Origin of the sequence: Bradyrhizobium sp. AZCC 1588 (genome assembly GCF_036924735.1) — a bacterium.
In the GTDB taxonomy this organism is placed as follows: Bacteria; Pseudomonadota; Alphaproteobacteria; order Rhizobiales; family Xanthobacteraceae; genus Bradyrhizobium.
The window spans coordinates 6,016,643-6,029,324 of record NZ_JAZHSC010000001.1; the positions used below are offsets into that span (position 1 = coordinate 6,016,643).

At 59.6% G+C, this 12,682-nt stretch carries 9 protein-coding genes and 1 pseudogene; 4 read left to right on the plus strand and 6 right to left on the minus strand.

The features are described from left to right. Nucleotides 1-251: 251 nt before the first annotated feature. From V1277_RS27900 to V1277_RS27925, 6 genes are all read right to left on the minus strand, one after another. The gene (locus V1277_RS27900; protein WP_334419073.1) at nucleotides 252-695 is read right to left on the minus strand and encodes an MgtC/SapB family protein; all 444 of its coding nucleotides are present in this window, start codon (nucleotides 693-695) and stop codon (nucleotides 252-254) included. A gap of 1,058 nt (nucleotides 696-1,753) precedes the next feature. Beyond that, nucleotides 1,754-2,608 (minus strand): carbohydrate ABC transporter permease, encoded by an 855-nt coding sequence (locus V1277_RS27905; RefSeq protein ID WP_334419074.1) that lies wholly within the window; start codon nucleotides 2,606-2,608, stop codon nucleotides 1,754-1,756. Then, on the minus strand, nucleotides 2,608-3,543 hold the full coding sequence (locus tag V1277_RS27910; RefSeq protein WP_334419075.1) for a carbohydrate ABC transporter permease: 936 nt from the start codon (nucleotides 3,541-3,543) through the stop codon (nucleotides 2,608-2,610). The genes V1277_RS27905 and V1277_RS27910 overlap by 1 nt, the downstream gene beginning before the upstream one ends. Further along, a complete protein-coding gene (locus V1277_RS27915; protein WP_334419076.1) occupies nucleotides 3,540-4,568 on the minus strand; it encodes an ABC transporter ATP-binding protein in 1,029 nt (342 codons plus the stop codon). The genes V1277_RS27910 and V1277_RS27915 overlap by 4 nt, the downstream gene beginning before the upstream one ends. Nucleotides 4,569-4,641: 73 nt before the next feature. Further along, a complete protein-coding gene (locus tag V1277_RS27920; protein ID WP_334419077.1) occupies nucleotides 4,642-5,985 on the minus strand; it encodes an extracellular solute-binding protein in 1,344 nt (447 codons plus the stop codon). A gap of 997 nt (nucleotides 5,986-6,982) precedes the next feature. Further along, nucleotides 6,983-7,192: a PRC-barrel domain containing protein gene (locus V1277_RS27925; protein ID WP_334420474.1), complete on the minus strand. Its 210-nt coding sequence runs from the start codon at nucleotides 7,190-7,192 to the stop codon at nucleotides 6,983-6,985. A 479-nt stretch (nucleotides 7,193-7,671) separates the two neighbouring features. Here V1277_RS27925 and V1277_RS27930 point away from each other — a divergent pair, with 479 nt between their 5' ends. The 4 genes and pseudogenes from V1277_RS27930 to V1277_RS27945 all read left to right on the plus strand — a co-directional run bounded on the left by V1277_RS27930 (nucleotide 7,672) and on the right by V1277_RS27945 (nucleotide 12,682). Further along, nucleotides 7,672-9,567, plus strand: a complete 1,896-nt coding sequence (locus tag V1277_RS27930) for a glycoside hydrolase family 15 protein (RefSeq protein WP_334420475.1) — start codon at nucleotides 7,672-7,674, stop codon at nucleotides 9,565-9,567. Next, the gene (locus V1277_RS27935; protein WP_334419078.1) at nucleotides 9,560-10,432 is read left to right on the plus strand and encodes an SDR family oxidoreductase; all 873 of its coding nucleotides are present in this window, start codon (nucleotides 9,560-9,562) and stop codon (nucleotides 10,430-10,432) included. The genes V1277_RS27930 and V1277_RS27935 overlap by 8 nt, the downstream gene beginning before the upstream one ends. A 193-nt stretch (nucleotides 10,433-10,625) precedes the next feature. Next, nucleotides 10,626-11,084: pseudogene (locus V1277_RS27940) on the plus strand (DUF808 family protein); the annotation flags it as partial. Nucleotides 11,085-11,494: 410 nt separating this feature from the next. Then, on the plus strand, nucleotides 11,495-12,682 hold the full coding sequence (locus tag V1277_RS27945) for a TRAP transporter substrate-binding protein (protein WP_334419079.1): 1,188 nt from the start codon (nucleotides 11,495-11,497) through the stop codon (nucleotides 12,680-12,682).

Consider the following 12,682-nt stretch of genomic DNA (forward strand, 5'->3'; position numbering starts at 1 on the left):
ACACCGGTTGTTTGCATGCTGGCTGTTCGTCACTGCAGTCGCCCTAGGACTTTGCTCCACGGCGAGAGCAGATACCGATCAGAATCGGAGCAGCAGCTGCCGTTGGAGCAAGCGCTGTATTCAGGATGGCGCAGTTCCCAGCTTCTCGGAAGCGACATCTTCTCGAAGAAGGTCTAGTTGCGGAGGACCAGTTGCAATCGTTCCCATGCTGCGCTCCCCAGCGATGGAAGACGCGGAACTGTGAAGGACGCCTAGCCGTTTAGACCCAATGCTTTTTCGATCCAGCCAAATACGAATAGCACGAACAACGTAATGGCAATGGCAGTACCAACAAGCAGCCACGCTCCGAGGGCGCACGCAATGCCAAGTCCGGCCGCTATCCATACGGTAGCCGCGGTTGTTAATCCCTGAACAGTGTTGGCTTCTCGGTCGCGCAGGATCACCCCTGCGCCAATGAAACCCACTCCGGTAAGGACGCCTGCGACGACGCCTTGGAGTACGCGGGAGATTGCATCCGGATGGGATCGAAGGTTTTGAAATTCTATCGCCGCAATAGAGACCAGCGCGGCACCTAGTGCCACCAAGGCGAGCGTGCGCATTCCGACCGGCTTTCCGCTAGCGTCGCGATCGATCCCAATTAGCAGGCCAGTGCCGGCGGCTACGAGAAGACGCAGTACATCGTCCAATCCATCCATGGTGGCCTTTCATGAAGCGGGTCAGCATCTAGGCCAGCCTGAACTAGATCTCATTGATGGCTGTGCGATCGAAATCAGGGCGAACAGGAATAACACCGCCAGGACAGGACGGCACTGTGACATCTATGATCGTCATCCAACCTCCCAACACTTGCAATCCAGCTTTGGAACGTGCGTCCACGCGAGCGATTTTCTCTGTACTGTATCGTACGCTTCTCTCTGCGCTCGCGTGGTGCGCGAGAACTGATCAGCGATCTGGGGAAGTTACGCAGCCAGAGACTGCGGCGAGCGGACTTCATGAGAACGGATCGACCAAAGTGGAGGTCGGCGTGAGAAACATCGGAGATAGTCGAGCGTTGCGAGTTGAGGGCGATTTGAATAGAAAGGAGCCTGAGATGAAGAGTTTGACTGGACCAGCTATACTGGCTGCCACAGCGATGCTGTGGAGCGTGAGCACGGTTGCTCCCGCATCGGCCGAAAGTCCTAAGACTGCTGTAGAAGGATCAAGCAAGGCAAGTTCGGCGCTAAAGTCGAGCGAATTCAGTTCACAGCGCCGGCATCATCGGCGTTTTGGTCACGTCCGCCATCACCGACGAGCCTATGCACTGTATCGTCCGTACCACTATCGTGCCTATTACCGGCCGCACTATCGGGCGTACTATCGACCATACTACCGGCCCTACCGTACGTTCGGCTTCTACCGGCCGTGGTACCGTCCGTACTACGGGGCCCACTATCGACCTGCATATACGTACTATCGCCCGTTCGGCTACGGCTGGCCCTACTATGATCGGTACTATGGCCCGCGGACCTACGTGTCCTTCGGCTTTGGCCCGTTCGGCTTCGGAGTTTTCTAGAGCCGATATGCGGGGCAGGGGAAGGCGCTCGCGGCAGCACTGATTGCGCCACAATCGGTCTGTCCGTTCAGAGTGCTGACGAAAGATGAGCGGTGACCATGCACTACGATCCGATGAAGGGACGCGCGTTACTCGAACTGTTCACTTCATGCAGTTCGCGTTCCTGATCCGACATGCTCGCGCCCGACATGCTCCATCGCCCTATTTCACCGCCCCCACCGTAAAGCCGGCCACGAAGCGGTCGACGAAGAGATTATAGATGATCGCGACGGGAACGCTTGCGATCAGGCAGGCACCCATCATCGAGCCCCAGAAATAGACGTCGCCGCGCACCAGGAAGGTCGGCACGCCGACGCTGACGGTGTAGCTCGAGGCGGAAGTGATGAAGGTGACACCGTAGACAAATTCCTGCGTCACTAGCGTGAAAGCGAAGATAATCGCGGTCAACACGCCGGCGAGCGAGATCGGCATCACCACCTTGACAAACGCGCCGAACCGCGAAAGGCCGTCGATCATCGCTGCATCCTCAAGATCGCGCGGGATCGCCTTGAAGAATCCCATAAGCAGCCAGGTACAGAACGGCACCGTGAAGCTCGGATAGACGAGCACCAAAGACCACAGCGAATCCTGCAGCCCGAGCGTCGCGATGATGCGCGCGAACGGAATGAACAAAATGGTCGGCGGCACGAGATAGGTGAGAAAGATGGCAATGCCGAGCGTCTGCGCCCAGGGACCGGTCATGCGCGCCAGCGCGTAGCCCGCCGGCACCGCTAGGACCAGCGTGATGAGGACGACCGCGATCCCCACGGCGCCGGTATTGATCAGCCATTGCAGATACCGGGTGTCCTGAAACAGCACGGCGAGATGTTCAAACGTCGGCGGCTCGTTGAACAGGAACGGGTTCTTGCTGACGTCGTGCAGATCGATCGTGGTCTTGAACGTCGTCATCAGCATCCAGTAGAACGGAAATGCGAGGAAGGTGATAAAGAAGACCAGGATGCCGGCATGTCCGCCGGCCCTGGCGATGCGCACCAGCTTGGACAGGCGGCGCGTCATCACGTCACCTCCGAACGCCGCGCAAGCAACAGGAACACGATCGCCACCGCCACCAGTACCGGGAGCAGGAACAGCGACACCGCCGCACCTCCTGCAAGATCGCCGCCCTGAATGCCTGTGAAGAAGGCCCAGGTCGCGAGCACCTGGGTCTGGTCATAGGGGCCGCCGCGGGTGAGCAAGAACACCACGATCATGTCGGTGAAGGTGAAGATGATCCCAAACAGCACGGCGACCAGCGTGATCGGCAGCAGCAGCGGGAATGTGATCTGCAAGGTGCGGCGCCAGAAACCGGCGCCGTCGACAGCGGCGGCGTCGTGGATGTCCTGCGGAATCGACGTGAGCCCTGCAAGCAGGATCACGGTGGCGAGCGGCACGATGCGCCAGATCTGCACAACGATGATCGAGGCCATGGCGAGATTGGGCTGGCCAAGCCAGATCGGCCAATCGTTCGGTCCGAGAATGCGCAAGGCCTGCCCCGTCCAGTTGATCACCGAATAGATCGAATCGTAGATCCACAGCCAGCCGATTGCACCAAGCGAAATCGGAGCGACCCAAGGCAACAGGATAAGCAGGCGCACCAGCCACTTGCCGCGGAAATCGGCCGACAGCGCCATCGCAAGGATATTAGCGAAAACAAGCACGAAGAGTTGTGAGACGATCGTGAAGATGAGAGTGTTCTTGAGCGCGGTCCAGAACGTGTTGGATGCCACCACGCGGTAGAAGTTCTCCAGGCCCACGAAGTTCATGCTGCGGCTGCCGACGGTGACATCGGAAACGCTGTAGAACAGCGAGAGAAAAAACGGAAAGCCAACCAGCAATACGATGTAGAGGATCGCGGGCGCGAGCATCAGCGGCCACAACAGGCGCTCGTCGTCGGCAAGCCGCGTGCGCCAGCCCGCTTTCGCGGTGAAGGCGCCAGCGGTTGCGGTCGTCATCGCCCGCTCCCGTCGATGTGCCGGCCGCTGTTCCGGTCGAAGCGATGGATCTCGCGGTTGCGCACCACGAAATCGTAGTGCTCGCCCGCGACCACGTCGGCGCGGATGTTGTTCGGCAGTTTCGAGATCACATGCGCCTCCGGCGTGCGGCCGTCGAGCACGCCATAGACGAGCCGATCGGCGCCGAGATATTCGACACGGGTGACGCGGAAGGGAAAGGCGACGCTGTCTTTCGTGTTGCCGACTTCGCGCGGCAAAAAGGCCTCCGGCCGGAAGCCGACATAAGAGGGCCCTTCCTCCACCAGATTCATCGGCGGCGAGCCGATGAAGGTGGCGACGAAGGTGTCCATCGGCTTGCCGTAAATCTCCTGCGGCGTGCCGATCTGGATCACCTTGCCCTGGTTCAGCACTGCAATGCGATCGCCGAGCCCCATGGCTTCGGCCTGATCATGGGTGACGTAAATGGTGGTGGTGCCGAGGTCGCGCTGGAACTGCTTGAGCTCGTCGCGGGCGGAATTCCGCAACTTGGCGTCGAGATTGGACAGAGGCTCGTCGAGCAGGAACACCACCGGTTCACGCACCACCGCGCGTGCGAGCGCCACGCGCTGACGTTCGCCGCCGGAGAGCTGGCGCGGCTTGCGATCGAGGAAGCGCTCGATCCCGAACATGCGCGCGGCCCATTCCACCTTCTTGCGGATCGCGTCCCTTTGCATGCCGACCGCGCGCAGCGGAAACGAGATGTTCTTCGCGACCGTGAGATGCGGATACAGCGCGTAGCTTTGAAACACCATCGCGACATTGCGCGCGCGCGGCGGCAGGTCGGTGACGACGCGGCCGTCGATGACGATGTCGCCCGCAGTCGGCTGCTCGAGTCCGGCGATCAGCCGCATCAACGTGGTCTTGCCGCAGCCGGAGGGGCCGAGCAGGACGAGGAATTCGCCTTCGCGCGCAACGAGATCGATGCCGTCGACCGCGCGCACCTCGTCGAAATGCTTTGATATGTGCCGTGCTTCGACCGTCGCCATGCATGCCTCTCGGCGCTCGCGTCGGCGTCAAACGGGGCCAGGCCCGCCGCCGGACCCCCGCCGATACGCGGTATCAGAGCATCCCGCGATCTTTCCACTTTGCCCATATCGCCTTCATCTTGGTATCGAGTTTCTTCAAGGCGTCTTCGGGCGTCTCTGCACCAGTCGCCGCCTCGGCGAAGGCAGTGTTGAGCAGCCATGTCTGGTACGTGTCGGAAATGGGCGCAGTGGAGTAGCCGGGGTAGCCGATGTTGGTCGCCCAATCGAGCACGTCCTCGAGCACCGCGTACTTGTCCGGCGGCACCGCCTTCTTGTCGTTGGAGATAAGCTGCTTGAGGTCTGGCACGGTCTGAGGGAAGCACGGGAAGTTGTAGAACTCGCTGGCCAGGAAGGCTTCCTTGAAGTTGGCAATGTAGTCGACCAGGAATTTCTGCGCGCCCGGGATATTCTCCGCGAACTTCCAGACCACGTAGCAGTCCATCACGTGCTCGAGGCCCATGCGCCGCACCGGACCCTTGGCGGCCCTGGCCACGGCGATCTTCTCGTGAATCGCCATCTTCTGGTTCTCTCCGGTGCGTGTCACCGAAATGGCGTTGAGCACGAGCGAGGAGCGGCCGGCGAGCATCTGCCTGTTGTTGGAGGAGGCATCCCAAGCCAGAACTTCCGACGTCATGCAGTCCTCAAACAGCCCCTTGACGAAGTGCAGCGCCTCCAGCGTGTTCTTGGAATTGATGGCGAGGTTGCCGGCCTCGTCCTGCTCATGCGCGCCGAACGAATACATGATCGCGCGCATGGCCACGCCGGTGTCGATCTCGGCAGAGAGACCGATGCCGACCGGAATACGGGTCTTGTCCTTGATCATCTTGCCGCCGACACGGATGTCGTCCCAGGTGTCCGGCTTCATGCCAATGTCACCCCAGAGATCGGTGCGGTAGTTCACCGGGTCTGGCACGTAGCTGTCGGAGAAGGCGAAGTATCTCTTGGTCTTCGGGTTGTAGGTGCTTTTGATGCCGAGATCGATCGCCTTGCCGTTCACCTTTTCGCATTCGGCATAGACCTCGTTCATGGGTACAACCTGATCCTCGAACACCGAAGGCGGCATGAGGAACATGAAGAGGTCATGGCCCTTCTGGGCCGACACCTCTGCTGCCGCGCGCGACTCGAGAAGAGCAAGATTGATGTTGTCGACGATCACTTCGGTGTCATTCTTCTTGCCCCATTCCTTGGTGTAGGTGTTGTTGAACCACCGGTCGTAGCCGGGGACGAAGTGGCTCCATTGCAGGATTTTCAGTGTCTTGGCGGCCCGCGCAGGCGTGACATGGAAGAACGGGCCGATACTTGCGGCGACGCCCGCGGCAGTCGCCGTCTTGATCGCATCGCGGCGCGATAGCCCACGATGAGGCTTCTGGCTTTCCATGGATGTCCTCCCTATCGGGTACGTAGCGGACTTGCCGCTCGAGCCCCCCTTGGCTGCGGGGTCATTTTCATTCCGGCGCGTCCTTCAAACGGGACGGGCCTTCAGGCATTGCCGACCGATAATTCCGGACTTGCTCAAATAGTTGCGTGTCGAGGATGCTCCTTTCGCCGGTTGCTGACAAGCAACAGCCGACCGCAGACACACCTGTTTCGGCGCCGCAAGACACGTCTCAAGACACGTCTATTGTCTCCGATGTGGGCTGCCCCGGGCTGCCCTCCACTGTGTCAAGCGCCCGCCTCGACGATCGACGATCACTGTCGATCCACCGGCCGTTGCCGGTTTTGGCCGGGTCATGCGGGAAATCATTCCCCCGCCGGAGACGAGAGCTTAAGTCCGGAACTCGTCCGCTTCGCACGTGAACGTGGGCAAGGGGAATCCACGCACGGCACTTGGCTCGGGCTGCGTTCGCCTCGATCGCCTGGGCGATTCAGAGCCCATCAATGAATTGTTGAGCTTCCGCCGGCATTGGAGCTGCCAGCATTCGAACAGCCCCGAGGTCCCGCTGGTCCAGTCGATCCAGAATTGCCATCGCAGTTTGCAGCGTCATCCCATCGCTAAGAATCGCCAGCAACACGCGGCAGGTAAATGGTGCCTGCTACGGGATCGTTCGCCCAAAACTGATATACGAAAATTGGTCCGGAACCGTACCAAAAGGGATTGCGAGAAGGATCGTAAGCAGGCAGTTTTTCGGGAGCGTCCGGATAAATTCCGTTTTCCGACGTTAGCCCCGATAGCCGCAAAAGGCTTCAACTCGGCCCTCGAGTTGGGGCCTTTCGGTTTGAAGCCGCTTCAAAGCAGCGACCATCTCAGCGCAAGGGGCGCAGCTGTCAGTCAATCCAGGGCTTTCGAGAGGGCAGTCAGCGCGATGAAGCCTCAACCTGTCGCCCAGTGATAGGTTGGTAGTCGTAGCTTGCTCATAAGTGCTGCGTCCTCTGAGTTAACTCTGCATAAGCTTAATCGTCGAGACGGGCCACTTTCCAGCGTGTCCGCTGACCGAAATGCGCAAGCCATGCAATTCGTCCAAGAAGAGTCCGTCGACCGTTCCTGCCTTTCCATCGCTAAGCACAACCGCTTTTCCGATTAGTTCGGTCTGAGCCTGTTCATACTGCACTAGGATCTTGTAGGCGCGTTCTTTGATGCGAGGCATTTTCATCTCAACAAAGGTATGACGCAGACGAGCATCAAAAACCTTCAGAACTCGAATGACAGGAGAGCTAACTGTTTGGACCCGGGAGGTCGTGCGAAGCAACCACTTGAATCCCTCTAACCAGAGGAATCGAACGTAGGAGAATAGCTCCAGGCGTCCGATGGTCGCCTTTCAAGTTCTCAAGTCGGAGGGAGTCAAACGTCTTATTCGATTTGGTGCGATAACGTACCTGAATCCTGCAGCAATTCCTTTGCACAGGTGCCGTTGGCCTTGCACCGCTCTCTGCGCCCGCGGCGCCTGAAGCCAAATCGCTGGGCAAAAGGCCGGCGGGGCAGCGTGCATCTCGTCAGCTCTCGGGAGCAATACCCCATCTCAGGCCTGCGCGATCAAAGGGGGCAGCGTCAACTCCGAAGAAAAGGTTCATTTTTCACAGCTAGGGCCGCTGACAAAACGCATCAAGATGGAAGCGAGATACGGCGATCGCTGGTTCTGTTCGGCCACGGAAGCTATTCGAAGCGGGGTTCTCTATGGCTCAGATCGAAGACTACGCGCTGATAGGCGACTGCGAGACCGCAGCCTTAGTGGGGCTTGATGGCTCCATCGACTGGCTTTGTCTGCCAAGGTTTGACTCCGACAGTTGTTTTGCGAAATTGCTTGGGTCGGAAAACAACGGATACTGGCGCCTTGCGCCGGTGGTCTCGCGATCGGTCGAGCGGCGGTACCGATCGGACACGTTGATTCTTGAAACGACCTTCATGGCTGACGAAGGGCGCGTTCGCGTCACCGATTTCATGCCGCCGAAGTCTAACAATTCCGAGATTGTCCGGATCGTCGAAGGGATCGAGGGCCAGGTCGAGATGCGCAGCGAACTGGTGGCACGCTTCGACTATGGCATCTCCGTGCCGTGGGTCAGCCGTCTCGATGATGGGGCCGTATCCTTAGTTGCCGGAGCGTCCATGCTGGTGCTGCGGTCCGACGTGTCGCAACACGGGCAAGAGATGAGGACCGTGGGCTCTTTCGTCATCTCCCATAACGAACGCAGAACCTTTGTGCTCACCCACCAGCTCTCCTACCAGGATGAGATGCCGGCCGCAGATCCCCTTCAACTCCTGGAGCACACCGAGCGGTTTTGGCGGGACTGGTCGGGCCGATGCACCGCGGCCGGTCCGTATTCGGAGCGGGTTCTGCGCTCGCTCATTACCCTAAAGGCTCTGACGTTCCGGCCGAGCGGCGGCATCGTCGCTGCCGCGACGACTTCGCTCCCGGAGCAGCTCGGCGGACCCAGAAATTGGGACTACCGGTTCTGCTGGGTTCGCGACGCCACACTGACGCTGCTCGCGCTGATGGGGGCGGGATATTACGAGGAGGCACGTGCCTGGCGCGATTGGCTTATTCGTGCGGTCGCCGGCAGTCCAAACCAGCTTCAGATCATGTATGCCGTCACAGGCGAACGCCGACTAACCGAATGGGAGGTACCATGGCTCTCTGGCTACGAAGATTCGAAGCCAGTCCGTATCGGCAATGCCGCGCACACCCAGCTGCAGTTGGACGTTTATGGCGAACTGATGGACGCACTGTACCAATCTCGCCGCGGCGGGCTCAGCGAGAACAAACGGGCATGGGCCATCCAATGCGCGCTGCTCGATCATCTAAGAGCCATCTGGACTGAACCGGACGAAGGTATCTGGGAGGTCCGCAGTGGCCGCAAGCAATTCACATACTCGAAAATCATGGCCTGGATGGCGTTTGATCGAGCTATCAAGTCGGCCACAGAATTCGGTATGGACGGCCCAGTCAAGGAGTGGGAAGCGGTCCGAGACGCCATCCATGCTGATGTCTGTCGTCGGGGATATGACGAGGGTCGCAAGGCCTTTGTGCAGGTCTATGGCGAGCCTCAGCTCGATGCCAGCTTGCTGCTGATTCCGGCGGTGGGCTTCCTCCCGCCGGAAGATCCCCGCGTGATCTCAACGGTGAACGCTGTTGAACGAGAGCTGGTCGCGGACGGCTTTGTCCGGCGCTACGACACGGCGGCAACCAACGATGGCTTGCCGCCGGGCGAGGGCATGTTCCTGGCCTGCAGCTTTTGGCTCGCCGATGCCTATCACCTCATCGGCCGAAATGCGGACGCCAAGTCTCTGTTCGAGCGGCTTCTGTCCTTGTGCAATGGCGTCGGCTTACTATCCGAGGAGTACGACGTCTCTCGCCGCAGGCTGGTGGGCAACTTTCCGCAGGCTTTTTCCCACATCGCGCTGGTGAACACCGCCCACAATCTCACTCGTCGCGACAAGCCGTCGGAAAAGCGCGGTGGCAAGAAAGCGATGCCAAGCGAGGGCACACAAAAGACGACTGTACCGGAAGGAGACCAGAATGCCTGAAGTGACAAACGACCCAGCCGGCTCCGCGGCGCCCGGGGCACGGCAGCGCCCTTCGACTCGCTTCCCCGTTGTCCTCGAGGGACAACCCGCGTTGGTTACCGGCGCAAATTCCGGCATCGGCAAGGCTGTCGCACTTGGTCTTGCCGCGTCGGGGGCCGACGTAGTTGTTAACTATGTGGTCAACCCCGCCGCCGCTGACGAAGTGGCGCACCAAATCGAAGCCGGCGGGCACCGAGCCCTGACCATCAAAGCCGACGTCAGCAATGAAAAAGACGTCAAGGCTATGTTTGCGACGGCCATCAATCATTTCGGGACGCTCCACATCGCCGTCAACAACGCTGGGCTGCAGCGCGACGCGCCCCTGTTCGAAATGACGATGGAGCAGTGGAACAAAGTTATTGGCGTCAACCTGACTGGCCAGTTCTTGTGCGCGCGGGAAGCCGTGCGGGAGTTCAAACGGCGTGGCCTGGCGCGCGATGTTTCCGCCGCCACCGGCAAACTGGTCTTCATGAGTTCGGTCCATCAGGAAATTCCCTGGGCAGGTCACGCTAACTATGCCGCGTCGAAGGGCGGAGTGATGCAGCTGATGCGTAGCATTGCGCAGGAAGTGGCGCCCCTTGCCATTCGCGCCAATGGGGTAGCGCCGGGAGCCATCCAGACCCCGATCAACCGTCCTGCCTGGGAGACCCCTGAGGCTTACCGCGATCTGATGACCCTGGTGCCTTACAAGCGCATCGGCGAACCGGACGACATTGCCCAGGCTGTTGCCTGGCTTGTTTCGGACGCTGCTGACTACGTCACCGGAGCGACCTTGTTTGTTGATGGTGGCATGACGCTTTATCCGGGCTTCGCGACGGGCGGCTAATTTTAAGCCACATTTGCGCTGGGAGCTGCTCGAACCCAATGCGCTCGCTGTCTCTGTCGGTATTCACCGTGAGCTCAGCATTGAAACGACGATCATGACCGCGATTGATTTCCTCACCACGATCAGATCGCACATCGATGGATGTGGTTGCGGTTTCGTCGGCGAGGAACCTGCGGATGACGAAGAGGAATTGATGGGTATCGGGCTGATCGGCCTTCTCGACGATATCGCGGCAATTGCAAAGGTAGCAGCAGCTTCCCTTGATGATGTGGCTAGCCAGGCCGCGCGAGCGGGCGCAAGGGCGGCAGGTGTTGTCATCGACGATACAGCAGTCACTCCAAGTTACGTGATCGGATTCGAGGCCAAGCGCAAACTGCCGATTGTCGGCAAAATCGCAGCGGGATCACTGCGCAACAAGCTGCTGATTCTGCTTCCCATCGCTCTGGCCCTTGGATACTTCCTTCCTGCGATGATCACGCCACTTCTAATGTTTGGCGGCGCCTACCTCTGCTATGAAGGGGTGGAAAAAGTGTTCGAAGCGATCGTGCCACATCGTGCACACGCACATGAAGCTCAGCTCGGCACGGTAGCATTGAACGCGCAGTCGATCGAGGATGAGAAGGTCGCGAGCGCCATCAAGACCGACTTCATCCCGGATGAAGATTATTCTCGAGGTATCGTCATTCTCGCGGCGCTTGCTCTGATGCTCTACGTCAGCAGTTTTTGTTGGTCGCTCTCTCTAATCGTCCATTGTGACAGGTCTCTACGATTCCGGATCGAGTCGGTACATCCGCGTACCATTGGTAGAGCCAGCTAGGAACTGCAGTTACATTGCCACGTTGCATCTCAGTTCAGTTCTTGCGTTGCACACAGAGATAGGCGGCTGGCTAGGTGTTGGCGCGATGCGCGTAAAGCTCATACCGCAGCCATTCAGGCTCAAGGCGATCGCGTCCTACTCTTCTGGCCGATGCGCAGACGAAGAGCTGTAAAAGTTGGAGAACGGGCCTGGTATGGTACGGGAGTCACGAGCTCCTGCGACCAGCCTCACTAGGGAGGCTCCCCATGTGGAAGGCGATCGACAGACGAACAATCGGTACTCTAATCGGCAGCATGGCTGCGGCGGGCGCAATGGCCACTCTCGGGCCTGGAACAGGACGGGCCCAGCAAGCCCCGGCCGGCCGCCCGTCTTCCAATACCGTCCTCAGAATGCAGGCCGCATGGCCGGCGAGCCTGACGCTCTACGAGAATTTCACCTACTTCGCAGATCGCGTAGGCAAGCTGTCGGCGGGGATGCTCACCATCAACACCATGCCAGCCGGTCAGGTGGTGCCACCGTTTGAGCTCCTCGATGCTGTTTCCCGGCGGGTCGTTGACGGCTCCCATTCGTGGGCCGGCTACTGGACCGGCAAGGACCGCACAGCCATCCTCTTCACCGGCGGCCCTGGTGGCACATTCGGCATGGATTTCATCGACGTGATGGGCTGGCTCCATCATGGCGGCGGCCTCGAACTGTATCAGGAGTTCTACACTAAGGTGCTCAAACTCGATGTCGTCCCCATTCCCATTCTTCCCTCCGGCCCGCAAGCCTTCGGCTGGTTCAATCGCCCCATTACCAATCTCAACGACCTGAAGGGGCTGAAATGCCGCCAAACTGGTCTTGCCGCAGAGGTCTGGAAGGAGCTTGGCATGACGGTCGTCAATATGCCGGGCGGCGAGATCATTCCCGCTGCCCAGCGCGGCGTCATCGACTGTGCCGAATGGGTAGGCGGCGTTGAGGACATCCGCCTCGGATTCCAGAATGTTTGGAAATTCCATTACTCGCCAGGCGTGCACGAGAACGTCACCATTGGCGAACTGCTCATCAACGGTGAGGTGTGGCGCGCCCTTGCGCCTCAGCATCAGGAGATCATCAAATCAGCCGCCCGTGATGCCTTCATTGTCTGGTGGCCGAAGTGGCAGAAGCAGAACGCCGAAGCCTTGTTCGAGATGCGTGAAAAGTACGGCGTGCAATTGTTGCGCACGCCAGGCGATGTCTTGCGCGCATTCCTAGAAAAGTGGGACGAGATCGCCGCACGCGAGGCGGCACAGAATCCCTTCTTCAAGAAGGTGTGGGATTCCCAACGGGAGTACGCGAGGGTCGTTGTGCCGGCCAAGCGATTCTATTTCCCGCCGTACTCGTTCATTGCCAGCATCTACTGGCCTGAGGGCTTCGGGGCTGACCCCGCCTCGACTGGCACAGGTCGGGGCTAG

Excerpts from the sequence above, each read along its gene's own strand:
- V1277_RS27910 (WP_334419075.1), bottom strand. The coding sequence starts at position 3,543 with ATGACGACCGCAACCGCTGGCGCCTTCACCGCGAAAGCGGGCTGGCGC.
- V1277_RS27905 (WP_334419074.1), bottom strand. The coding sequence starts at position 2,608 with ATGACGCGCCGCCTGTCCAAGCTGGTGCGCATCGCCAGGGCCGGCGGA.
- V1277_RS27935 (WP_334419078.1), top strand. The coding sequence starts at position 9,560 with ATGCCTGAAGTGACAAACGACCCAGCCGGCTCCGCGGCGCCCGGGGCA.
- V1277_RS27920 (WP_334419077.1), bottom strand. The coding sequence starts at position 5,985 with ATGGAAAGCCAGAAGCCTCATCGTGGGCTATCGCGCCGCGATGCGATC.
- V1277_RS27945 (WP_334419079.1), top strand. The coding sequence starts at position 11,495 with ATGTGGAAGGCGATCGACAGACGAACAATCGGTACTCTAATCGGCAGC.
- V1277_RS27925 (WP_334420474.1), bottom strand. The coding sequence starts at position 7,192 with ATGCCTCGCATCAAAGAACGCGCCTACAAGATCCTAGTGCAGTATGAA.
- V1277_RS27915 (WP_334419076.1), bottom strand. The coding sequence starts at position 4,568 with ATGGCGACGGTCGAAGCACGGCACATATCAAAGCATTTCGACGAGGTG.
- V1277_RS27900 (WP_334419073.1), bottom strand. The coding sequence starts at position 695 with ATGGATGGATTGGACGATGTACTGCGTCTTCTCGTAGCCGCCGGCACT.